Source organism: Pontibacter ummariensis (genome assembly GCF_900188175.1).
GTDB classification, from domain to species: domain Bacteria; phylum Bacteroidota; class Bacteroidia; order Cytophagales; family Hymenobacteraceae; genus Pontibacter; species Pontibacter ummariensis.
On the sequence record NZ_FZOQ01000002.1, the window covers coordinates 157,271 to 179,819 of the forward strand.

Consider the following 22,549-nt stretch of genomic DNA (forward strand, 5'->3'; position numbering starts at 1 on the left):
TCCCTTAAAACCATGAAACGATTACTACTTTTAATGGCCATTTTCATGGCCACAGTGACCGGTGTGTCTGCCAAAGGCGGTCTTACCGTAGGGCATCCCCACGAAGGTGAGCAGGACACGATCATCGTAAAGATGGCCAACGGAGCCAAAATGATCCTTCACCTGGAAAACATACAGCAACTACAGGCTTTCGAGCACTACAGCCTCGACTCGCTCATGCGGGAGCTAAACAAGTACGTGGACCGTGTGAATGAAATGGAAAATACAACTGCGGGTTCAAAGGACATGACGGTGACGTTTAACACGGCTAAATCGCCAGACGGCAAATCCGACCAGGTAACCGTTACCGTGCAGGAGCAGGACGAACAGACAGGCGAAGTAAAGACCGAGCACCATGAGATCCGCATCAACAAGACCTTTAAGATAGACGTGGAGGTAGAAGAGGATGGCGATAACACCAAAGTAAATGTGAACGTGCCGACAAAGGCAGAGCGCGACAGCATCCGGATAGCAAAAGAAGAGGAGAACTATAAGCCCGTAAACTTCGGCTTTGACATGGACCTGGGCTTTAACGCCTTCGTGGACGGGGAGAACCTGCCGGACCTGAAGCCCTGGGGATCCCGTTACGTAAGCTTAAACTGGCGGTTCGATGCGCAGGTAGGTGGCAGAAGAAGCCCTTTCCACATACTGTCTGGCCTCCAGTTCGCCTTTAACAACTACATGTTTGAAGACGACATCATCGTGGAGGAAGTTGACGGCATCACGCACTTCGTGGAGCTGGAGGAAGTTGACTTTGAGAAGACCAAGCTAACCCACTCCTCTATTAATGTTCCCCTGTTGGCTTTGCTGGAGTTCGAGCGCAAAAACGGGAAGGATGGCTTTACCATTGGTGCCGGACCGTTTGTAGGCTACCGCCTGGGAAGCCACGCCAAGTACAAGTTCAACGACGACAAGGAAAAAGACCGGGACAACTTTAACCTATCGGACTTTCATTATGGTGTGGAGGGAGTGATAGGGTACGGATGCCTGAACCTCTTTGCGAAGTATAACATGAACGAACTGTTCGAAGAAGGCAAAGGCCCGCAAACAAACGTTGTTAGCTTTGGCTTCCGTCTGTTTCTTTAAGAATAAAGTATCGGTGAGAAAAAAGGAGCTTCAGGGCTCCTTTTTTGTTTTAACTGTTACGTCTGAAATTATCCATGATGATGGCGGTGGCTGTCGCCACGTTTAAAGACTCTGCCTGGCCAAAAGCAGGAATCTTGATCAGCTGATTTACCTGCGCCGCTACCTCCGGTCGGATACCGTTTGCCTCATTGCCTAACACCACAATGCCCTCCGGCTTCAGTTGCATTTGGTGCAGGTTCTCGCCTGCCAGAGAGGCCCCATAGATCTTGGTGTCCTTTGTATGCTGCTGCAACCAGGCAGACAGGTCGAGGTAATGTACCTGCACCCGGGTAAAGGAGCCCATGGTAGCGGAAATCACTTTGGCGTTATAGAAGTCGGCACACGTTTCTGAGCAAACAACCGTTTGTATGCCATACCAGTCTGCAATGCGGATAATGGTGCCCAGGTTGCCGGGGTCACGCACATCGTCGAGGGCAATGACCAGATCCGAAGGTTTTACTTCTAAGGTCGGTAATTGCCGCATTTTGGCCACGGCCAGTGCTGCGTTGTTACTGGAGAAAGTGCCGGCTTTCACCAGTTCCTCTTCCGTCACCACGTCAAAAGCTAACCCTTTGGGGAAAGAACTGGTATGCTCGCGGTAAAAGGGCTCCGTTATAAAAAGGTGCTCCAACCCAAAATCAGAGCGAAGCAGCTCCAGCACGCTCTTGCCTCCTTCCACCACAAAGGCCTGGTGTTGGTAACGGTATTTTTTTATTTGGAGCGATTTGATATACTTTACGACAGCTTTCGACAACATAAGTTAAGATTGAGATTACGATTATACATAACTGCCCTCGCTTTTACAATGCTGTGCCTGCAGGCCTGCGTACCCACCCGAAACCTGGGGGAGGACGAAAGGCTGTTGGTAAGCATAGCCCCTACTGGCCTTGAAACAGTAGACCCCACTGCCATTCAGGCACTTTACCAGCAAAAGCCAAACCGCATGGTGCTGGGCTCTACCCCTTACCTGTCCCTTTACAACTTCGGTAAAAAGTTTTACGACCCAGAGAAAATACAGGCCCGCATCGAGAAGCAGCAGGCCCGGTTGCGGCGCCGGATCGAGGAAGCGGGAACGGACTCCGCCAAAGTGCAGAAGGTCCGCGCCCGGATCGGGAACCGCATCGACAGACTGAAGGAAAAGAAGAAAGAGGGAAACTTTGTGATGCAGTTGGGGGAACCACCTGCCATTTACGACTCCACCCTGATGGAGGAAACGCTGGAACAGATTCAGATATACCTCAACTCTAGGGGTTACTTTAACAACGAAGTCAGCTACACGGTAGACGATAAGGACGACAAGCTCGTGCATGTGACGCTCAACATCGATGAAAACATTCCCTATCGCTATACCGAGTTTACCTACGGCATACAGGATTCTGCTGTCCGCCACCTGGTGCAGTCTACTGCTAGCCAGTCTTTACTGCAATTAGGGGAGAAGTACAATGAAGAGGAGCTCACCAAGGAGCGTGACCGCCTGTACAACCTGCTGCGCAATAGCGGGTACTACGACTTCGCCCGGGCTTACATTGAATTTGAGGTAGACACAAGCTTTGCTGACAGAGCGGCTCAGATCAAAACCATTATCCAGAACCCGGAACAGGGAAACGGCCACAGGGCCTATCGCCTGAATAACGTTTACTTTAAAACTGACCAGGACAGATTCGGCATCCCCAGGGACACCATTAGGTTCAACGGCATTAATTACCTGGCCTATGACCACAAAATAACGCCCCTGATCCTGGACCAGAAGGTGGACCTTTATCCCGGGCAGCCCTACAGCCAACTGCGTACGGCTACCACACAGCGCAAACTCGCTGACCTGGACGTGTTCCAGTTTAACAACGTGGTGTACTCCCGGGTAGACGGCAATGATTCGACCTACTTGCTTAATGCCTACATCAATGCCGTGCCGGCAAAGAAGTTCCAGGAAACGGCAGAGGTGGGTCTGAACTTTACGGAGCGTACCCCTGGCCCCTTCTCCAGTGTCCGGTTGCGGATTCGCAACGTATTTGGAGGAGCCGAAAACCTGGATATTGGCCTTAGAGGCGGTATAGAGGGGCAGGTAAGCATCGCCGACCCGGATGAAACGGTTATTATTAGGGAGTATGGTGGCGAGGTGGCCTTATCCTTCCCGGTGATTCTGCTACCTTTCACCGAGAAAAGGCTCTTATCGGATTTTGGACCCCGTACCCGTATCTTTACCGGCTACCTGAACACTGACCGGCAGGAATATACCCGCGAGACCTACGAACTGGGCCTGGAGTATATCTGGCAGCGCTACAGGGCTCCCCTGCAGCCCCCTATCATGCAGTTCATCCTGTCGCCCATCAATTTTAACGTAGTGCAGGGCGAGATAAAGGACCCTGTGTTTGAGGAAAGCCTGCAGAACACCATAGGAGGCCGGTCTTTGCTGGAAAGCTTCCGGGATGGTATCATCTCTTTTGTCGGCTTCAACTTTATTTACAACACCAACGACTTCACGCAGACCAAAGACGCAACCTTTTTCCGTACCCTGGCCGAAGTGGGTGGGCTTACAAAAGAACTCGGACTGGACCTGAACATAGGAAACCTGACCACCTTCCAATATGCCCGGCTTAACCCGGACTACAGAAGGTATATTCCGCTAGGGGGACGACGTTACTTTGCCTATCGTTTTAATGCTGGCGTCGCTTCTTCTTTGTTTAATTCTGGTATTATCCCGTACGACAAACACTTTTTTGCCGGAGGCGCCTCCAGTGTGCGGGCGTGGCAGTACCGGCGTCTGGGCCTTGGCTCCTATACACCTACTGTCATGCTGGAGAATGGAGAGGTGATCGCGGATACTGTTTCTTATGTAGAGCAGCCCGGGAACGTACTCTTTGAAACAAGCGCCGAGTACCGCTTTAACATGTTCAGCTTTATCAACGGAGCCGTATTTGTTGATGCCGGCAACGTATGGCTGCTAGAGGAGGATCCTGCACGCCCAGGAGCTGAGTTCGATATAAGCAGGTTCTACAAAGAATTGGCCGTCGGCACCGGCTTCGGTATCCGCTTCGACCTATCAGTGCTCATCCTTCGCTTTGACTTTGCCACTAAGGTGTACGACCCTACGGCGCTGGAAGGAGAGAAATTCAGGCTGGGACAGTTTAAGTTTTCTGACTTCTTTACCCGCAACAATCAAAGCACCTTACAGATCGGCATCGGCTATCCCTTCTAAGTAGCACCAGCGGAACACCACGTTATCTTATTTCACATGTCGCTCCGCTGATGCTTTAAATCTATAAGCAGGTTGCCTTTGGGACCTGAGGTGCCTTTTAATTGCGGCGCCTCAAGCCGTACGTAAAAGAGCAGCGACTAGTAGTTTAACAGCTCCTCTATTTGTGCGGCTACTTTTTCGGGGTTCGGCAACATCATTTTCTCCAGTTCCACATTTAGCGGAATGGCTGGCAAATTGGCAGCGCCTAAGGTAAAGACAGGGGCATCCAACTTTTGAAAGCAGTCTTTGGATATGCGGCCAGCCAGCGACTCGGCAAAGGAATTCAGCAAAGGCTCTTCCGTCAGTACCAAAGCTTTGCCATGACGTTCTACAGAGGCTTTTACCGTCTCATAGTCCAGCGGGTTTAAGGTGCGGAGGTCGACAACTTCAACGCTTCCCGGAAATTGTTTCGAAGCGGTTTTAGCCCAATGTACACCCATTCCATAGGTAATCACCGTCATGCTGTTCCCCCTCTGCAACTCCTTCTCGTCGGCCTGCTGCACGATGTTCGCTTTTCCCAATGGCAGGACATAGTGCTCATCGGGCTCTACCATTTTGGCATCCTCGGTACCCGGCACCTTGGACCAGTAAATTCCTTTGTGTTCGAGCATCACGACGGGATTCGGGTCCAGGAAAGCCGCTTTCATCAAGCCTTTCATGTCTGCGGCATTGCTGGGGAACACCACTTTAATCCCTCGGATGTTAAGCAAGGTCGACTCAATGCTACCGGAATGGTAAGGGCCACCGCCACCGTAAGCACCAATCGGCACACGAATTACTGACTGCACGGGAAACTTGCCCATAGACAGATAACAGCTCTTCGAGAGTTCTTCTACCAGTTGGTTAATGCCCGGCCAGATATAATCGGCAAACTGTATCTCGACGATAGCCTTGGCGCCCACCGCCGACATACCGGCCGTAGAACCAATGATATACGCCTCCTGGATGGGGGTATTGAATACCCGGGCATCTCCGTACTTCTTGGCAAGCAGGGCCGCCTCGCGGAAAACGCCCCCCAACTCGCCTCCTACATCCTGCCCATAAAACAAAGCTTCGGGAGTGGTCTTTAAAATATCGTCCACAGCATGCAGCGCGGCATCCACCATGGTCACCTTTTCGGCTCCGGCCGGGTGGCGGTCGCCTTTTTCCTCGGTAACAGGGGTAGGCGCAAATTCATGGGTGTTAAAGGTCTTAGGGTCGGGATAAGGAGCGTCCAGTGCCCGCTGGTAATCCTGCGCCACCGTGTTCATGGCTTCCTGCTCCAGCAACTTTACTTCGTCCACCCCTAGTCCGGCATCCAGCAGTACCTCGCGCAGCTTCGGTATTGGATCGTCCAGACTGTGCTTTTGCAGGTTGTCCCCACGGTACCATTCGCGGCGAACGCCAGAGGTGTGGTGGCCCAAGAGCGGTACTTTTGCGTGCACCAGAATAGGCCGACGCACCTTGCGGGCATATTCAACGGCAACCCGCATGCCTTCATACGACTCCTCAAAATCAGATCCATTCACCCGCAGGCGCTCCATGCCCTTGAAGCCGGCGGCAAACTCAAAGGCATCCATGGCACGCATCTCTCTCCCGGTGGCAGAAATGCCCCAGTCATTGTCCTGCACCAGGTACACGATGGGCAAGCCTTTCAACACGGCCATCTGAAAAGCCTCGGAAACCTCTCCTTCCGTCACAGAGCCATCTCCCAGGGAACACAGCACGACAGGTTTCTCCTCGCCTTGCAACAAACCCTGCCCTTCCAGGTAAGCCAGTCCGTGTGCCATGCCTGTGGCCGGAATGGCCTGCATACCCGTGGCAGAGCTTTGGTGTGGTATGGTCGGAAAGCCCTCGCGCTTAAGAGAAGGGTGACTGTAATAAGTACGGCCACCACTGAAAGGGTCATCTGCCTTTGCCATGAGCTGCAGCATGAGCTCGTATGGCTCCAGACCTAAACCCAGCAGGATAGAGTCGTCGCGGTAGTAAAGTGAGGCATAGTCATAAGGCTGTAGCTGCAGGGCGGCTGCCAGCTGAATGGCTTCGTGCCCACGCGAAGTACTGTGCACATATTTGCTGCAAACAGCTTTGTTTTCTTCGTAGGTGTCTGCCATGGTTTTGGCAGTGAGCATCAGGCGGTAAGCCTTCTTCAGCAGGTCCAGATCCAGCTTTACGGCTTCCAGAGAGTCTTTCGGCATAGTTTTTTTGTTTGCCCGAATTTACGAATTTCGGCTTGCTAAGTAAAATACATGTCGTGGCAAGGTTCTCCGCCCATTATTCGGTAATTTTGCGCCATGTCAGGTTTATGTTACACCCGGATATAGGCATGGCAGCGGATTTTCTACGTCTCCTAATTCAGGGGAGTCGAAACAACAGAGAACCTTGGTGAATGTCCAATCCCATACGTGAATAAAATGTTCAGAGATAAAGTTGAGGCGTTTATGCGCCAGTTCCAGTCCGATCTTTGCCATGCCCTGGAAACCTGCGACGGTGGTGCCACCTTTAGCACCGACACCTGGCAGCATGAAGGAGGCGGTGGCGGCATTTCCCGGGTAATTGAAGGAGGAGACGTTCTGGAGAAAGGCGGAGTAAACTTCTCTGCGGTGCAGGGTGAGTTGTCGCCCCAGTTTCTGAAGATGCTACAAATGCCTGACCCGAATTATTTTGCCACAGGCGTTTCGGTGGTGTTGCACCCACACAGCCCTATGGTGCCCATCACCCACATGAACGTGCGCTACTTTGAGGCGGGCAATGGGCAGGCTTGGTTTGGCGGAGGGATTGACCTTACACCCATTTACGTAGACCTGAAGCAGGCCCGTGAATTTCATGCGCAAATGAAGGCTGTATGTGACAAGCACCATCCAAGCTACTACCCTGAATTCAAGAAGTGGGCCGACGATTACTTTTACAACGAGCACCGGGAGGAAACACGCGGCGTGGGCGGGATTTTCTTCGACAGGCTGATGGCGACAGCGGAGATAAGCCTGGAGGAGCGTTTTGCTTTTGTGCGCGATGTGGCTTATGCCTTTGCTCCTTTTTACACGGCCATCATGAACCAGAACCGCAACTTACCTTACGGAGAACAGGAGAAGCAGTGGCAGCTTATGCGCCGCGGCCGTTACGTGGAATTTAACCTGGTATATGACCGGGGCACTAAATTCGGTTTGCTCACCAAGGGCCGTATCGAGTCCATCCTGATGAGTTTGCCTACCCACGCCTCCTGGATCTATAACTTTACACCGGAGCCGGGCAGTGCTGAAGCAATGACGCAAGATTACCTCAAAAAAGACGTCGACTGGCTAAACGTGCAGTAGAGAGGAAATGGAGACGCTGGAACAACTGGACAAAGAGGTCTTCCTGTACCTGAACGATTTGCAGAGCCCTTTTTGGGATGCTGTGATGATCTTTCTTTCGGAGAAGTTGGTCTGGATCCCTTTTTACCTGGCCCTGATCGGCTACCTGGTATACCGCTACCGCAAACAAAGCATACTGATGATCCTGATGGTTGTGGTGGCCATAGGGCTCTCTGATTTTGTTGCCTCCGGCCTTTTTAAACCCTACTTTGCCCGCCTTCGCCCTTGCCACGACCCGACGTTGGCGGAGGCGATCAACATTGTGCAGGGCTGCGGGGGGAGGTTTGGCTTTATGTCCTCGCATGCAGCCAATACCTTTGCCCTGGCCGTCTTCTTTAACCTGGTCTTGTCTGACCGTTATCTTATCTTTAAGATTGTACTGGTAACCTGGGCCGTGCTTGTCACTTATAGCCGGGTGTACCTGGGTGTTCATTTCCCGGGAGATGTTATCGCAGGCGCCCTGTTAGGCTCCTTCTGGGCTTATGTCTGTTCCCTGGGTTACACCATCTTATTGAACAAATATCCCTCCTTTCAACGTTAAACCTTTGCCATAAACGGCTGTTCTTACACAGACCCTAAACAGCAAGAGGTTTGCGATACTTTCTTTTTATTTTCCTGCTCCTTCAGGTGCTGGCCCTGGTTTGCCCGTCTGTCTACGCACAATCCCTTTATACTTTAAGCGGCCAGGTCCGGGATGCCTTGACGGGGGATGCCCTGGTAGGGGCATCGCTCTATTTGAAAGAGAAGCCAGGCATTGGGGCCATAACAGGGCCCCAGGGAGCATTCAACTTATCCGCCCCGGCCGGGTCCTACACTTTGGTTAGCCAGTACATCGGCTATGATGCCCTGGAGCAGCCCTTGGAACTCAGCAGCAACAAAACGCTTACCATACAGTTAAGTCCAACGGCCTATGGCGTGCAGGAAGTGGAAGTGACTGCCAAGCGAACGCCCCTCCTTACAGAAACAGCCGCCCTGGGGCAACTGGAACTTCCCCTGGAAACGATCAAGTCACTTCCTGTCCTTTTTGGCGAGGTAGATATCTTAAAAACAGTACAGCTTCTGCCTGGGGTACAGTCTGGCGGAGAGGGTAACACCGGTTTCTATGTTCGGGGAGGTGGTGCAGACCAAAACCTGGTGTTGCTGGACCGCGCAACCATTTATAACCCCGGCCACTTGTTCAACTTTTTCTCGGTGTTTAACAGCGATGCCCTTGAGCATACCACGCTTTTAAAAGGGAGTGTACCTGCCCGTTATGGGGGCCGCCTGTCCTCTGTGCTTGATATAGGCATGAAAGAAGGAAGTCTGGAAGATTTTCGTGCAGAAGGAGGCATAGGCTTAATCTCTTCCAGGCTAACCGTACAGGGGCCCATAGTGCCTGAAAAAGCTTCTTTTCTTCTCTCCGGGCGTAGGACGTACATCGATGTGCTCGCCAATCCCTTTCTAAAGAATACAGAACAGGGAGGGGTTCCCTACCACTTCTATGACCTGAATGGTAAAGTAGCCTACACCCTGTCTGGCAACGACCGCTTGTATCTCAGCGGTTATTATGGGAAGGATGTGGGTAACTTAAAACTATCGGATGGCCGTTTTTCATCAGATTTCTTCTGGGGAAATGCCAGTGCCACAGCCCGCTGGAACCATCGCTTTACCGACAAGCTGTTTATGGATGTGTCAGGTATACTCAGCCAATATAATTTCCAGTTTTCGTGGGATTACGGGGGGTACGAGGCCATTTTGCAAACAGGCATCCGTGACTATAGCCTGTATGCCGACTTTGATTATACTCCCAATGTTCGGCACCACCTGCAGTACGGCGTGCAGCACACCTACCACATCCTTCGCCCCAGAACAGGAGAGGCCGAAGGCCAGGAGGGAGAAAGCTTTGCCACCGACAGGGTACGCACAAAGTATGCCCATGAAACAGCCCTCTACCTCTCCGATGACTGGCATGTGACGGATAAATTATTGGTGAATGTGGGTTTGCGAAGCAGTCATTTCCGGCAAGTAGGACCCTTCAGCCTTTACCGCTTTAACGAGAGCCAAACAGTGGTTGATTCTACCCTTTACAGCAGTGGCGAGAACGTTAAGTCTTACCATGTACTGGAGCCCAGGGCCTCGCTGCGGTATGAGCTTAGCAAGCAGGCCTCGATAAAAGCCGGCTTTACCAGGTCTGCCCAATACCTGCATCTGGTATCAAATGCCTATACCACGCTGCCGCTCGACGTGTGGGTGCCGAGCTCTGCCCTGGTAGAGCCACAGAAAGCCACACAGTTCGCACTGGGCTACTTTAAAAGCATTAAGAAGAACCAGTACGAGGGCTCAATGGAAATTTATTATAAGGACCTGGAAAATCAACTGGAGTACCGGGAGGGTTTTGCTCCAGGCCCTTCGAACCGGGACCTGGAGTACGAGTTTGTGAAAGGGCATGGCGAGTCGTACGGGGCAGAGCTGTTCCTGCGCAAAAACTACGGTGCCCTGCAGGGTTGGATCGGCTACACCCTCTCTTACACTACCCGGCAGTTCCCTGATCTGAACCAGGGAAGGGTATTCCCGGCGCGCTTCGACCGACGTCACGACCTCTCCTTGGTAGCTAGTTATAAATGGAATGACCGCTGGACCTTTGGCGGCACCTTTGTCTACGGCACCGGACAGGCCACGACCATGCCCGAAAGGCGCTATTACATAGAGGGAACAGTAAACTACCAGTACGGGGACCGCAATAGTTTTCGGATGGAGCCGACACACCGCCTGGACCTTTCTGCCACCCTGAAGGGGAAGGCCTGGAAAGACGTTACCTCGAGTTGGACCTTCTCGGTGTACAACGTGTACGGCCGCAGCAACCCCCTGCTGTACTACATCGACAATGAGGGGGATGCTTTCAGCAGGGGGATAAGTTTACAGGCTAAAAAGGTCTCCCTTATCCCCTTCCCTTTACCCTCCGTTACCTGGAACTTTACTTGGAAATAGCATGAAGCTTAACTATATAATTCCTCTTTTCCTGTTGCTACTCTTTCTTGCTGCCTGTGAAAAGGACCTCTCCATAGACCTGCCGACAGGGAAAGAACAGTTGGTGGTGGAGGGGCATATTGAACAAGGGGCTCCGCCCATTGTCGTACTGACACGCTCAGTACCTGTTTTCTCAGAGATCTCACAGGAAGCCTTGCAGGAGGCTTTTGTACATGGGGCACAGGTAAGGGTTTCTATCGCAGGGGAAAGCTACACCTTAGAAGAAAGACCTGTTAGCTCGTTGCCAGCCGAACAAAGACAGTTGGCAGCGCTGCAGTTTGGTATACCCTTGGAAATATTGAACGGCTGTTGTGGCTTTACTTTCTATGTATACACCACGGATAAACTCCTGGGAGAAACGGGTGGCAGCTACCAACTCTATATCAATCACGAAGAGCACCAGTTGAGCGCCACTACCACTATTCCGCAACTCAATCCCATTGATTCGCTCTGGACTATGCCGCACCCTGATCCTGCGCAAGATAGCCTTGTATCGCTTTGGTATCGCTATACTGACCCGGACACCCTGGGCAACAGCATCCGTTACTTTACAAAACGAAACAGTGAGCCCTTTTACCCAGGTCTCTTTTCCTCTGTTTTTAATGATGAGCTGGTCAACGGAGGGACAGTCCGGTTTCCCTTAGACAGAGGGGAACCGAAAGGCCAGGAGGAAATAGACGAGGAGCTGTACAGTTATTTTGGCAAAAGCGACACCGTAACCGTACGCTGGGCTGCCATCGACCTTCCCCACTTCCGCTTCTGGAGTAGCATTGAGAATGAGCAGAACAGCAATGGCAGCCCTATCAGCTCCCCCAATATCACACAGTCCAATATCAAGGGGGGCTTAGGCATCTGGGGGGGCTATGGTGTGACGTACCACCAAATTGTCATTGAATGACCGATTGGATGAACCCATAGCCCCTTATCCATTGCGTAGGTTGTACCCGACTCTCTTATGCAACCGGATGCTACTTCCCCAGTAGCCGGGCTACATACTTCCCGATGATATCGAACTCCAGGTTTACGGAATCACCAGGCTTCACCTGCTGCAGGTTTGTGTGCTCGTAGGTGTAAGGGATAATGGCCACAGAGAAACTGTCTTCTTTGGAGTTAAAAACGGTTAAGCTGATGCCGTTGACACAAATAGACCCTTTCTCTACCGTTACGTTGCCCTTGCTGGCATCGTAGCGGAAAGAGAAAACCCAACTTCCGTGTTCGTCCACGACGGACGTACATACGGCTGTCTGATCTACGTGCCCCTGCACGACGTGCCCATCAAACCGGCCGTTGGCCAGCATGCAACGCTCCAGGTTCACCAGGTCCCCTTCCTTCAGCTCATTCAGGTTCGTTTTCTTTAAGGTTTCATCAATGGCTGTTACCGTGTACTCGGCCCCTTTAGTCCCCACGACCGTCAGGCACACGCCATTATGCGCCACGCTCTGGTCTATCTTGAGTTCATTTGTAAAGGGCGAGGTAAGGGTAAAATGCTTGTTGGTGTTCTCCTCATGTATGGCTGTTACCCGGCCAAGGCCCTCTATAATTCCTGTAAACATCTGTCTTTAGCTTTGTTTAGGCGATCTTATTAACCCTATTAACCTTTCTTTGTTCAAAGAAAGTCTCTAAACCAAAGGTAACAGGATTAGCTGGTTAAAGCGCCGTAACTAAAATTCAGGATTTAAAATAAATAGAAGCAGGGTATTTATAAGTTGGGTTGCTTATTTTCGCAAACAAGCGAAACGCCGTATAGATAAGGAAAGAAGTAAAACCTTTATAGAAGCATAAATGCAGACAGACTCGTACAGACACAAAGGCATGCGCCGGGCTTTAGTAAACACTCTCCGTGAAAAGGGTATTCGGGATGAACGGGTACTTGCTGCCATAGAAACTGTACCACGCCATTATTTCTTTGAGAAGGCTTTTCTAGAGCAGGCCTACCAGGACAAAGCTTTCCCCATCGGTGAAGGGCAGACCATCTCGCAGCCCTATACAGTAGCTTACCAAACGGAACTACTTCGTTTAAAACCAACGGATAAAGTACTGGAGATAGGAACCGGATCGGGTTACCAGTGTACCGTACTGCTACAGATCACCCCGCACGTGTATACCATCGAGTATAACCGAGCTCTCTACGAGAAGGCTCTCTTGTTCTTCCATAAGTATGGCTTAAAGCCCCATACTTTCCATGGAGACGGCTCAGAAGGACTGCCTGCCTACGCGCCCTACGATAAAATTATTGTGACCGCTGGTGCTCCGGGCGTTCCCAAAAGCTTGGTGCGGCAGTTAAGCATTGGTGGTTGCCTGGTAATTCCGGTTGGTAACGAGAAGAGCCAGAAGATGATGCGCATTACCCGCGTGGAGGAAAACGAATTTACGAAAGAGGAGTTTTCTAATTTCAAGTTCGTGCCCCTGTTGGGGAAATCGGGCTGGGACGCGGAAATGTAGGCCGCCGGCTGCTTTTCTTGTGCTTTAAGCGTATCTTTGCGCCATCATCATTGCTAACACAATGCGTAAACAAAAAAAGGTACAAGACTCTTACGTCATCATGACGGAACTGGTGTTACCAAACGACACCAACACCCTGCACAATTTAATGGGCGGCCGCATGATGCACTGGATGGATATTGTCTCTGCCATCGCGGCGCAAAAGCACTCGAACCGGATCGTGGTAACGGCTTCTGTTGATAATGTCTCCTTCTCTGAAAGTATAAAACTTGGGAACGTGGTAACCCTGGAAGCAAAGGTTACCCGTGCGTTCAACTCCTCCATGGAGGTCCATATCGTGGTATACTCCGAGGACATCCCAAGCGGCAAGAAAGTAAAATCAAACCAGGCCTTCTTCACTTTTGTGGCGGTAGACCAACTGGGTAACCCCATCGACGTACCGGAAGCGGTACCGGAAACAGAGGAAGAAATAAAGCTTTACGAGGGAGCATTGCGCCGTCGGCAACTACGCCTGGTATTAGCGGGCCGCATGAAGCCAAGCGAGGCGAACGAGTTACGATCTATTTTTGACATAAAGGAAGGCGCTCAGGGAGCAGAGTAAGCACATCATGGCAGGACTACAGGCAGAGGAAATGAACAACGAGTTCCTGAAGAACTTTATGCCGGAAACACTTTATTGGGTGGATGGCGACCTGCCTGTGCCGCAACAAGAACCTGCGCCCGCTCCTCTATTAAAGTCGGAAGCGGAGCCAGCTGCCGCTCTCCTCCCACCTGCAACGGTTACACCGGCTGAAAGGCAGCAAACAGAGCCGGAAGCAAAGAAAGCAACGCCGGCGATACCGAAGGTTCCTAAAGCGCCTGTTCCGGTCGCTTCCCCTGCCAAGTACAAGGTGCAAGGCGAAAACGGGAAAGGCGTAATTGTACTCGTTACTGTTTCAGAAGAAGAGTTCCTGAAGTTGCCGCAGCTGGGCTTCCTGCAGAAGATTCTTTTTGCTATCGGACTTCAGACGACAGATGTCGCTTACGTGAACAACATATCCGGAGCAATAGCCCAATTCGAAGAGTTACAACAGGTGGCCACTACAAATTACATTATCAGTTTTGCCAGCCGCCTGCACACCGACTTACCGCATGAGAAATTCACGCTCTATCAACCTGTAGAGGTGGGCAACGTTCCGGTAGTGTTTTCACAGGCTTTGTCTATGTTAGAGCATGACGTGGAGCATAAAAAAATGCTGTGGGGCGCTTTGCAAAAAGTGTTTCTATAGGTAACAGAAAAAAATAGCATCTTAAAAAAAAGGTAGAAGCGTTTTCCTCTTCTACCTTTTTTGCTTTATAGACAACCTGTTGTCTCTCTTCTGTGCTTTGGCTTATTTATTTCAGTAGCGTTGCCAGCTTTTCTTCCAAATCATCTCCCCGCAGTCCCTTCGCAATTATCTTACCTTCCGGATCGATCAATACTGTTTGAGGGATTGCTGTCACATTATACAGTTGCGCAGCACTGCTCTCCCAACCTTTCAGGTCAGACACATGTGGCCAGGATAACTGGTCTTTCTCAATAGCAGCCAGCCATTTGTCTTTCGACTGGTCCAGCGACACACCGAAGATCTCGAAGCCTTTGTCTTTGTATTGGTTGTACATGGCTACCACGTTCGGGTTCTCCTTACGGCATGGCCCGCACCAGCTGGCCCAAAAGTCAACCAACACGTACTTCCCGCGCAAAGATGACAGTGACTTGGAGCCCCCATCCGGGGTAGGCAGGGTGATATCCGGCGCTACCTGCCCGACAGCTGTGCTGCGGTAAGGCTTTAGCCGCTCCACCAACATCGCCGTGTACTTCGAGTTTGGGATGTTCTTGCTGAAAAGCGTGGCCATGCTGTCTGCAAAGGCAAAGTCATTCAGCGGGTCTATCAAGGTGGCCGTACCAAAGGCCGATACTACAGAACTAGGGTGCTTCGCCAGCAAATCCCTCACCCCTCTCTGCAACACCAGGTACTCCTGCCGTATAGCCTCCGCCTCCTCTGTGTTACCCTTGGATACAGCTTCCTGAAAGCGCTGTTCCAACGCCATCTGCTTCTGGCGCGACTCATTCACGAGTTTGTTCAGGTCCAGGAACAACTGTGTCTCCGCAGAGCCCTCTACTTTGGCCGTTCCGTTGATGTCACTGGCATCAGCTTCCACCATGATTTTTCCGGTGTCCAGTACGAGCATCAGCCCGTTCTGCTGGTCCATGGTAAGCCGGTACAGCGAAGGCTCTTCCACGACTCCCTCAAATCTAAAGGTGCCGTCCTTGCCAATTTCTGCCGTATCGCGCGGAACAAACTGCTGCTCTCCTAACTCGTACAGATAGACCTGCCCGGTCGTGGCGTTGTTTAGCTTACCCTGTACCACATACTGATCGTCCTCATTGGAGGCTGTTTGGTTTCCCTGGCAGCTACTAAAAGCAATACCAGCAGAGGCTATAATAAAGAAGTTCCTTAGTTTCATATTGATCCTTGATTAAGCATTCAAACTTTCGCGGAGCAGCTTATTGGCTACTTTCGGGTCTGCCTTGCCTTTGGTCTTTTTCATGATCTCTCCCATAAACATGCCAATCAGCGCCTGCTTGCCTGCTTTATACTCCGCCACCTTCGCAGGGTTATCGGAAAGCACACCCTGAATGATGTCGGTTAACTCATCGGCATTCGATTCCTGCAACAGATTTTGCTCCTCAGCTACCTGTTGTGCCGTTGTCTTCGGGTGCTCCAGCATGTACGGGAAAATTTTCTTGGATGCGACCGAGTGGCTCACCTTGTTCTCGTCTACCAACGCAATGATCTGTGCAATTTGCACTGGTGCCAACGGGAAATCGTGCATGTGCAATTGCAGTTCATTCAAGTACGACTTCACAGCGCCCATCATCCAGTTAGATGCAGCCTTGTAGTTGGTCGTGTGCTTACAGAGCTCCTCAAAGTAAAGGGCAATCTCTTTTGCATCGGTCAATACGGCTGCATCATACTCTGGCAGGCCATACTCTTCTACAAAGCGCTTGTACAGTTCCTGTGGCAGGCTTGGCATATTCGCTTTAATTCCTTCCAGCCACTCGTGCTCGATGATCAATGGTGGCAGGTCCGGCTCCGGGAAGTAGCGGTAATCGTTCAACGTCTCTTTCGAGCGCTGTGAGGTTGTAGTACCGGTGTTGGCATCAAAGCCCCGTGTTTCGCCCTCTACTTTTCCGCCATTCTCCAGTACCATGATCTGACGCTCGATCTCGTGCTCAATGGCCCGCTGCACGTTACGGAAGGAGTTCATGTTCTTCACCTCTACTTTGGTTCCGTAGAGGGGAGCGCCTTTCAACATCACCGACACGTTGGCATCGCAACGCAGGGAGCCTTCCTCCATGTTGCCGTCACAGATCTCCAGGTAACGCACCAAGCGGCGAATTTCCGTCAGGTAATTATAAGCCTCTACCGAGTCTCGAATGTCGGGCTCCGACACGATCTCGATCAAAGGCACCCCTGCCCGGTTCAGGTCCACCAAGGTCTCTACCTCACCGGGTAAGTGCATGGACTTACCGGCGTCTTCCTCCATGTGAATACGGGTTATGCCAATACGCTTGTCATTCCCCTCCGTATCCTTTACCATCAAGTGGCCATTGGTGCACACAGGGGTTTTATCCTGTGTGATCTGGTAGCCCTTCGGAAGGTCGGGGTAAAAGTAATTCTTACGGGCATACACGTTATAGCGTGTGATATCGGAATGCGTCGCAATGCCCATCTTAACAGCCATTTCTACCACTTTCTTGTTGACGCGTGGTAGTGTGCCGGGGTGCGCCAGGGTAATGACGCTCAGGTTTGTGTTTGGCAGCATGCCATATTCTGTTGAGTCCGAAGAATAGGCCTTGCTTTCTGTCAGAAGCTGCGCATGAACTTCTAAGCCAATGACAGCTTGATATTTATCTCTAATCGCTTTGTCCATCTGTTTAACTACAGATTATCGGTTTAATGAGTTCTTTACTAATTCAATTGCTTTACCAGGTACTGCATGCAAGCCGGCAGCATCTTTACCACCCGCCGTAGCATAGAACGGCTGGCCACCGCCACCTCCTTTGATCTCCTTGGCAAGCTCACGCACCATCTGGCTGGCGTTCAGGTTCTTCTCAGCCACGAGGTTGTCCGACAGCATGACCGCAATTTGTGGCTTCCCGTCAATTTCAGCGGCTAGGACCAGCACCAGGTTGTCTACTACCTGCCGCATATCAAATGCCAACTTTTTGAGGTGATCAGCATTGCTCACTTCCACTTGCTCGGCAACCAGGTTAAGGCCATCCACTGCCTGTGCTTTTTGCGCCAGGCTTTCTTTCAGGCTACCCAGTTGCTTTAATTCATGCTGCTCCAGTTGCTTCTGCAAGGCTCTGTACTCCTCCTGTAGCTTCTGCACAGCTCCGGACAGGTTGCTTTGCGTACCCACTACCTCACGCACAGCGTTCAGCTCGTTTAGTTGTTGCTGCACATAGTCTTCGGCCACCTCAGCCGTCACAGCCTCTATTCTTCTAACACCTGCCGCTACAGAGCTTTCGGACACAATCTTGAAATAGCCTATGTTACCGGTGTTCCAGACGTGCGTTCCCCCGCATAATTCCACAGAGTGCTGCCGGTCAAAGGCGATGACACGAACAAACTCGCCATACTTCTCACCAAAAAGGGCCATGGCCCCCATGTTTCTTGCTTCATCGATTGGTACGTTACGCTGCTCTTCCAGCGGAATTGCTTCACGGATCCGCGCATTTACAATATGCTCTACCTCGCGCAACTGGGCATCTTCTACTTTGGCGAAGTGGGAGAAGTCAAAGCGCAACAACTTCTCGCTTACCAGGGATCCGCGTTGCTGTACGTGTTCGCCTAAAACTTTGCGTAGTGCAGCATGCAGCAAGTGGGTCGCAGAGTGGTTCTTTCGAATGAAGTTGCGGCGCTCCGCGTTTATCTCTGCTTTAAAGCCAGCCGCTGCATTTTGTGGCAGCTTGGATGTGATGTGCAGGATCAGGTCATTCTCCTTTTTGGTGTCCAGCACCTCTACCTGTTCGGTATCCGATATCAAGTACCCCGTGTCTCCAACCTGTCCGCCACTCTCGGCATAAAAAGGTGTTTTGTCCAGCACAATATGGTACTCGTTCTTATTCTTGGCTTTCACCTGCCGGTAACGCACAATATGCGCATCTGTTATATCGCAGTCGTAGCCAATAAACTCTGTCGTTACATCCGGTTGCAATACCACCCAGTCGCTTTGTTCTGTAGCGGAAGCATTACGGGAACGGCTCTTCTGCTGCTCCATTTCCACGCCAAAGCCTGCCTCGTCCACTTTTAGTCCCTTCTCACGGGCAATCAACGCCGTCAGGTCCAGTGGGAAGCCAAAGGTGTCATACAGTTCGAAGGCTGTCTTGCCATCGATGGTATTGTTGTTTTCCTTAAACTTATCCTCCAGAGCATCCAGACGCTTCAGTCCGTTCTCCAGCGTACGAAGGAAAGCATGCTCCTCTTCCTCAATTACCCGCTGTACAAAGCTCAGTTGTTGCTTTAACTCCGGGAACACATGGGCCAACTGGTCTGCCAGCACAGCAGCCAATTTATACAGGAAAGGCTTCTTGAAGTCGAGGAAAGTAAAGCCGTAGCGCACGGCCCGGCGCAGGATACGACGGATCACATAGCCTGCCTTGTTGTTAGAGGGTAGTTGTCCGTCGGCAATAGTAAAGGCAATAGCGCGGATATGGTCTGCCATTACGCGTATGGCCACATCTGTTTTCTCATCAGCGCCGTAAGTTACTCCCGCCTCATTCGCGATGAACTGAATCAGGGGTTGGAACACATCTGTGTCGTAGTTAGAGCGCTTGCCTTGTATGGCCATACACAAACGCTCAAAGCCCATGCCTGTATCTACGTGCTGGGCAGGAAGTTTTACCAGCGAGCCGTCAGCCAAACGGTTAAACTCCATGAACACGTTGTTCCAGATCTCCACTACCTGCGGGTGGTCGTTATTCACTAAGTCCTTTCCTGGCACCTGGGCAATTTCCTCCGCTGTGCGCAGGTCAATATGAATTTCTGAGCAGGGTCCACATGGGCCGGTGTCCCCCATCTCCCAGAAGTTATCCTTTTTGGAACCGAACAGAATGCGATCTTCTGAGATCATGGTTTTCCAGAGATCAAAAGCTTCCTGGTCCATTGGCAGGTTCTCTGAATCGTCGCCCTGGAAAACGGAAACATACAGTCTGTCTTTCGGCAATTTGTATACTTCTGTCAGCAACTCCCATGACCAAGCTAAGGCCTCTTTCTTGAAATAATCACCAAAAGACCAGTTGCCCAGCATTTCGAACATGGTGTGGTGGTAGGTATCATACCCCACTTCCTCCAGGTCGTTATGCTTGCCGCTCACACGAAGACACTTTTGTGTGTCGGCTATACGCTTGGAGGGCGCCGGTTTATTGCCCAAAAAGTAGTCTTTGAATGGAGCCATGCCCGAGTTGATAAACATCAACGTTGGGTCGTCTTTCACCACAATAGGCGCAGAGGGTACCACCTGGTGCTGTTTGGAAGCAAAGAAGTCCAGAAACTTTTGTCTAATCTCAGCTGAGTTCATGTATGAGTATTAAGCCATTAGATACTAAATGCTATACTTGTTGTTTAAGAACAAAAAATATAGAATTTTTGCCTTACAGAGACACGGATTATCGCGCAACCTGGTAAGTTCATTAAAGACAAAAGTAGCATATTTTAGCTGCAAACAGTAGCATCTGCGCGATTTTTAGTCCTGACAGCCATATTATATAGAATAATAACTATGCCTTATAAAGAAAAAGAAATCGAGAAGCAGTACTATACCATTGGCGAAGTAGCCGCTATGTTTGAAGTGGCCCCTTCCCTGATCCGTTTCTGGGAAACAGAATTTGACCAGCTAAAGCCCCGGAAAAATAAAAAAGGCAACCGGCAGTACACCCCGAAAGACATAGAATCGCTGCGCACGGTTTATCATTTGGTAAAGGAGCGAGGCTACACCATACAGGGTGCCAAAGAGGTACTGAAGAACAAACCGGTACAGACAAAAGACAAAATCGAGATCATCGAGTCACTGGAAAAAGTAAAGGCCTTTTTACTCGGCATAAAAGAGCAACTGAACACTAAGGTATAGTGTTTCCGTATCTGAGGTAATGGTAGAAGAGCAGAACCTTTACGAAGTAGCCCTCACCAAATTACCGGGCGTGGGCCCACAGCTCACGCGCCTGCTCGTTAGCTACTGCGGCGCTCCCAAGGCTGTTTTTGACGCTCCCCCTGGAAAGCTGTTAAAGATACCCGGGGTCGGAAACGGGCTTGTCCGTAACATCCGGGATGGCGCCAGAGGGGCTCTGCTACAGGCAGAGGAAATCCTGAAACAGGCGGCAGCGCAGGAAGTCCAGATCCTCTTCTATACCTCGCCCAAGTATCCGGATCGACTAAAGCAACAAGTAGATGCGCCTACCCTGCTGTACTTCAGGGGCAACGGCAACCTGAACCAAAAGCGGATCATCAGTATTGTGGGGACCCGCCAGGTAACAAACTACGGCCAAACGGTTACCGAACGGATAGTAGAGGACCTGAAACCCTATCATGTAGTGGTAGTTAGTGGACTGGCTTATGGCGTGGACATTGTTGCGCACCGCGCCGCCTTGCAAGCGGGCCTGCCTACGATTGGCGTGATGGCCAGCGGCCCCGAAACGATTTACCCTGCCGTGCACCGCAAGTACGCGGAACGCATGCTGACACAAGGAGGGCTTCTGACAGAGAACTCCTTCGGCACCAAGCCCGATGCTCCCCGTTTCCCGGCGCGAAACCGTATTATTGCCGGCATGTCTGATTGCACCATCGTGGTAGAAGCAGCACTGAAGAGTGGAACTTTGATTACGGCTGACATAGCCCATAGCTATGATAAGGAGGTAATGGCCGTTCCGGGTAACATTACGTCCCCTGTGTCGGAAGGCACCAACTACCTGATCAGGTCGTTAAAAGCGGCAGCCTATACCTCGGGTAAGGACCTGGTCGAACTCTTGAACTGGGACCTGGAGGACGAGGCGGCAGCCAAAGCCAAGGCAAAGACCTCCGCTTATGATCCGGCAAACTTTGACCCGGACGAGCAGAAGGTCATGCAGGTATTACTCAAGTCGCGGGAGGAGCACATGGACAACCTCAGCTGGAAAGCCCAGGTTCCGGTAAGCCTCTTAGCCTCCGTGCTTTTAGGCCTGGAGTTTAAAGGGGTAGTCAAAGCCCTGCCCGGCAAACGCTTCGTATTAGTTTAGGATAGTCTTATACCTGACTTTCTCCTTAGTAACAGCACCAGCAGCGGCTATTCGTCCAGCCTATGCTTGCGGTCGGCAATCACTTTCTCAAACTCCCACTCCACGCGCGCCTTGTAAGGGTGCTGCCTGTGATTGCAATTCTCCTTGGTACAAATCGCACAGGAAGGTTCGATGCAGGGGTCGGTGTGAATGAAAAGCTCAATGCTGGGGTCAATCTTCTCCCGTACCACCTTACCAACCGCCTCTACCTCGTCGTGTGCCTCCAGCACGTTCAGATACCAGGGCACCGTTAGATGGCAGTCGATGTGCAAGGTAGAGCCGTACTTGATCACCCGCAGATTATGAATGTCGATCCAGTTAGGGCGGCGGTTCTCGTTGAGCACTTTCACGATGTCCTTCAACAGCTCATAGTCTGCCTCATCCATGATACCCGCCACTGAGCCCCGAAGAATACGAAATCCTGTAAAGCAAATAATGAGACCGAAGAGTATGGCAACAGCGCTATCCAGCCACACCTGCCCTGTCAAATAAATCAACAAGAGACCAACCAGAATACCAGCCGTTGAATAGGCATCCGACATAAGGTGCCTTCCGCCTGCTGTCAGGACCATGGACTTAGACTGCTTCCCCCTGACTACAGTCAGATAGCCTACGCCATAGTTAACAGCACCTGACACAGCAATCAGGATAATACCAAAATCGAGTTGGTTCAGTTCAACCGGCTCAATCAGGTTGTAGACAGACTTAAAGATGATGATGCCGCCGGCTATCAAGATAAGAGAACCTTCTAAGGTAGCCGCAATAAACTCTATTTTGCCATGCCCATAGGGATGGTTCTCGTCACGGGGCCGGGCAGAAAGAATCAGGCTGTACAAAGAAAAGGCACCAGCGACCACGTTAATGATCGACTCCAGGGCATCAGTGAGGATGGCGTTAGAGTTAGTGAGGAAAAAGGCCACAAACTTGCTCAGCAGCAGCAGTACCCCTACCGCTACCACCATAATCTGCAGCCTTACGTTTTCGTTTTGTCTTTTTATAAATCCAAACAGCATGCGATACCAATCAGAAAGA

General features: G+C 51.2%; 18 protein-coding genes. 11 read left to right on the forward strand and 7 right to left on the reverse strand.

Features of this window, described 5'->3' with window-relative positions; all coding sequences use genetic code 11:
* The first annotated feature begins 12 nt into the window (after positions 1-12).
* Positions 13-1,125: an outer membrane beta-barrel protein gene (locus CHB92_RS02695; protein ID WP_089317630.1), complete on the forward strand. Its 1,113-nt coding sequence runs from the start codon at positions 13-15 to the stop codon at positions 1,123-1,125.
* A gap of 49 nt (positions 1,126-1,174) precedes the next feature.
* Here CHB92_RS02695 and CHB92_RS02700 read toward each other — a convergent pair whose 3' ends face one another.
* A complete protein-coding gene (locus tag CHB92_RS02700; RefSeq protein WP_089317631.1) occupies positions 1,175-1,921 on the reverse strand; it encodes a TrmH family RNA methyltransferase in 747 nt (248 codons plus the stop codon).
* Between the two features lie 9 nt (positions 1,922-1,930).
* Here CHB92_RS02700 and tamL point away from each other — a divergent pair, with 9 nt between their 5' ends.
* Positions 1,931-4,360 (forward strand): translocation and assembly module lipoprotein TamL, encoded by a 2,430-nt coding sequence (gene tamL / locus CHB92_RS02705; protein WP_089317632.1) that lies wholly within the window; start codon positions 1,931-1,933, stop codon positions 4,358-4,360.
* Between the two features lie 137 nt (positions 4,361-4,497).
* Here the strand turns inward: tamL and CHB92_RS02710 are convergent, their stop codons facing one another.
* Positions 4,498-6,576, reverse strand: coding sequence for an alpha-ketoacid dehydrogenase subunit alpha/beta (locus tag CHB92_RS02710; protein ID WP_089317633.1), 2,079 nt, complete (start codon positions 6,574-6,576; stop codon positions 4,498-4,500).
* A gap of 216 nt (positions 6,577-6,792) precedes the next feature.
* Here CHB92_RS02710 and hemF point away from each other — a divergent pair, with 216 nt between their 5' ends.
* Genes hemF through CHB92_RS02730 form a run of 4 tightly spaced genes read left to right on the forward strand, consistent with a single transcriptional unit; the run spans position 6,793 to position 11,635 of the window.
* Positions 6,793-7,692: an oxygen-dependent coproporphyrinogen oxidase gene (hemF, locus tag CHB92_RS02715; RefSeq protein WP_089317634.1), complete on the forward strand. Its 900-nt coding sequence runs from the start codon at positions 6,793-6,795 to the stop codon at positions 7,690-7,692.
* Between the two features lie 7 nt (positions 7,693-7,699).
* Positions 7,700-8,272 (forward strand): phosphatase PAP2 family protein, encoded by a 573-nt coding sequence (locus tag CHB92_RS02720; RefSeq protein ID WP_089317635.1) that lies wholly within the window; start codon positions 7,700-7,702, stop codon positions 8,270-8,272.
* A gap of 50 nt (positions 8,273-8,322) precedes the next feature.
* The gene (locus CHB92_RS02725) at positions 8,323-10,698 is read left to right on the forward strand and encodes a TonB-dependent receptor (RefSeq protein ID WP_089317636.1); all 2,376 of its coding nucleotides are present in this window, start codon (positions 8,323-8,325) and stop codon (positions 10,696-10,698) included.
* Position 10,699: 1 nt separating this feature from the next.
* Positions 10,700-11,635, forward strand: a complete 936-nt coding sequence (locus CHB92_RS02730) for a DUF4249 family protein (protein WP_089317637.1) — start codon at positions 10,700-10,702, stop codon at positions 11,633-11,635.
* A gap of 70 nt (positions 11,636-11,705) precedes the next feature.
* Here CHB92_RS02730 and CHB92_RS02735 read toward each other — a convergent pair whose 3' ends face one another.
* Positions 11,706-12,290 carry a riboflavin synthase gene (locus CHB92_RS02735; RefSeq protein ID WP_089317638.1) on the reverse strand — a complete coding sequence of 195 codons (585 nt, stop codon included), beginning with the start codon at positions 12,288-12,290 and terminating at the stop codon, positions 11,706-11,708.
* Positions 12,291-12,519: 229 nt separating this feature from the next.
* On the opposite strand from CHB92_RS02735, the gene CHB92_RS02740 reads away from it, so the two are divergent.
* The 3 genes from CHB92_RS02740 (at position 12,520) to CHB92_RS02750 (ending at position 14,447) form a co-directional block, all read left to right on the forward strand.
* Positions 12,520-13,179, forward strand: coding sequence for a protein-L-isoaspartate(D-aspartate) O-methyltransferase (locus CHB92_RS02740; RefSeq protein WP_089317639.1), 660 nt, complete (start codon positions 12,520-12,522; stop codon positions 13,177-13,179).
* A gap of 61 nt (positions 13,180-13,240) precedes the next feature.
* Positions 13,241-13,780: an acyl-CoA thioesterase gene (locus CHB92_RS02745; RefSeq protein WP_089317640.1), complete on the forward strand. Its 540-nt coding sequence runs from the start codon at positions 13,241-13,243 to the stop codon at positions 13,778-13,780.
* 7 nt (positions 13,781-13,787) lie between these two features.
* Positions 13,788-14,447: a hypothetical protein gene (locus tag CHB92_RS02750; RefSeq protein WP_089317641.1), complete on the forward strand. Its 660-nt coding sequence runs from the start codon at positions 13,788-13,790 to the stop codon at positions 14,445-14,447.
* A 106-nt stretch (positions 14,448-14,553) separates the two neighbouring features.
* Here the strand turns inward: CHB92_RS02750 and CHB92_RS02755 are convergent, their stop codons facing one another.
* The 3 genes from CHB92_RS02755 to alaS are packed head-to-tail and all read right to left on the reverse strand — an operon-like array spanning position 14,554 to position 19,788.
* Positions 14,554-15,666 carry a TlpA disulfide reductase family protein gene (locus tag CHB92_RS02755; protein WP_089317642.1) on the reverse strand — a complete coding sequence of 371 codons (1,113 nt, stop codon included), beginning with the start codon at positions 15,664-15,666 and terminating at the stop codon, positions 14,554-14,556.
* 12 nt (positions 15,667-15,678) lie between these two features.
* Positions 15,679-17,136 carry an Asp-tRNA(Asn)/Glu-tRNA(Gln) amidotransferase subunit GatB gene (gene gatB, locus CHB92_RS02760; RefSeq protein ID WP_089317643.1) on the reverse strand — a complete coding sequence of 486 codons (1,458 nt, stop codon included), beginning with the start codon at positions 17,134-17,136 and terminating at the stop codon, positions 15,679-15,681.
* A gap of 15 nt (positions 17,137-17,151) precedes the next feature.
* Positions 17,152-19,788, reverse strand: coding sequence for an alanine--tRNA ligase (gene alaS, locus CHB92_RS02765; protein ID WP_089317644.1), 2,637 nt, complete (start codon positions 19,786-19,788; stop codon positions 17,152-17,154).
* Between the two features lie 201 nt (positions 19,789-19,989).
* Here alaS and CHB92_RS02770 point away from each other — a divergent pair, with 201 nt between their 5' ends.
* Both CHB92_RS02770 and dprA read left to right on the forward strand, forming a co-directional pair.
* Positions 19,990-20,337 carry a MerR family transcriptional regulator gene (locus CHB92_RS02770; protein WP_089317645.1) on the forward strand — a complete coding sequence of 116 codons (348 nt, stop codon included), beginning with the start codon at positions 19,990-19,992 and terminating at the stop codon, positions 20,335-20,337.
* Between the two features lie 19 nt (positions 20,338-20,356).
* On the forward strand, positions 20,357-21,478 hold the full coding sequence (gene dprA / locus CHB92_RS02775; RefSeq protein WP_089317646.1) for a DNA-processing protein DprA: 1,122 nt from the start codon (positions 20,357-20,359) through the stop codon (positions 21,476-21,478).
* Positions 21,479-21,525: 47 nt separating this feature from the next.
* Here the strand turns inward: dprA and CHB92_RS02780 are convergent, their stop codons facing one another.
* Positions 21,526-22,530 carry a cation diffusion facilitator family transporter gene (locus CHB92_RS02780; RefSeq protein ID WP_089317876.1) on the reverse strand — a complete coding sequence of 335 codons (1,005 nt, stop codon included), beginning with the start codon at positions 22,528-22,530 and terminating at the stop codon, positions 21,526-21,528.
* Between the last annotated feature and the right edge of the window lie 19 nt (positions 22,531-22,549).

Coding starts and splice junctions, on each gene's coding strand:
- CHB92_RS02695 (WP_089317630.1), top strand. CDS start 13: ATGAAACGATTACTACTTTTAATGGCCATTTTCATGGCCACAGTGACC.
- CHB92_RS02700 (WP_089317631.1), bottom strand. CDS start 1,921: ATGTTGTCGAAAGCTGTCGTAAAGTATATCAAATCGCTCCAAATAAAA.
- CHB92_RS02710 (WP_089317633.1), bottom strand. CDS start 6,576: ATGCCGAAAGACTCTCTGGAAGCCGTAAAGCTGGATCTGGACCTGCTG.
- hemF (WP_089317634.1), top strand. CDS start 6,793: ATGTTCAGAGATAAAGTTGAGGCGTTTATGCGCCAGTTCCAGTCCGAT.
- CHB92_RS02720 (WP_089317635.1), top strand. CDS start 7,700: ATGGAGACGCTGGAACAACTGGACAAAGAGGTCTTCCTGTACCTGAAC.
- CHB92_RS02730 (WP_089317637.1), top strand. CDS start 10,700: ATGAAGCTTAACTATATAATTCCTCTTTTCCTGTTGCTACTCTTTCTT.
- CHB92_RS02735 (WP_089317638.1), bottom strand. CDS start 12,290: ATGTTTACAGGAATTATAGAGGGCCTTGGCCGGGTAACAGCCATACAT.
- CHB92_RS02740 (WP_089317639.1), top strand. CDS start 12,520: ATGCAGACAGACTCGTACAGACACAAAGGCATGCGCCGGGCTTTAGTA.
- CHB92_RS02745 (WP_089317640.1), top strand. CDS start 13,241: ATGCGTAAACAAAAAAAGGTACAAGACTCTTACGTCATCATGACGGAA.
- CHB92_RS02750 (WP_089317641.1), top strand. CDS start 13,788: ATGGCAGGACTACAGGCAGAGGAAATGAACAACGAGTTCCTGAAGAAC.
- CHB92_RS02755 (WP_089317642.1), bottom strand. CDS start 15,666: ATGAAACTAAGGAACTTCTTTATTATAGCCTCTGCTGGTATTGCTTTT.
- gatB (WP_089317643.1), bottom strand. CDS start 17,136: ATGGACAAAGCGATTAGAGATAAATATCAAGCTGTCATTGGCTTAGAA.
- alaS (WP_089317644.1), bottom strand. CDS start 19,788: ATGAACTCAGCTGAGATTAGACAAAAGTTTCTGGACTTCTTTGCTTCC.
- CHB92_RS02770 (WP_089317645.1), top strand. CDS start 19,990: ATGCCTTATAAAGAAAAAGAAATCGAGAAGCAGTACTATACCATTGGC.
- dprA (WP_089317646.1), top strand. CDS start 20,357: ATGGTAGAAGAGCAGAACCTTTACGAAGTAGCCCTCACCAAATTACCG.
- CHB92_RS02780 (WP_089317876.1), bottom strand. CDS start 22,530: ATGCTGTTTGGATTTATAAAAAGACAAAACGAAAACGTAAGGCTGCAG.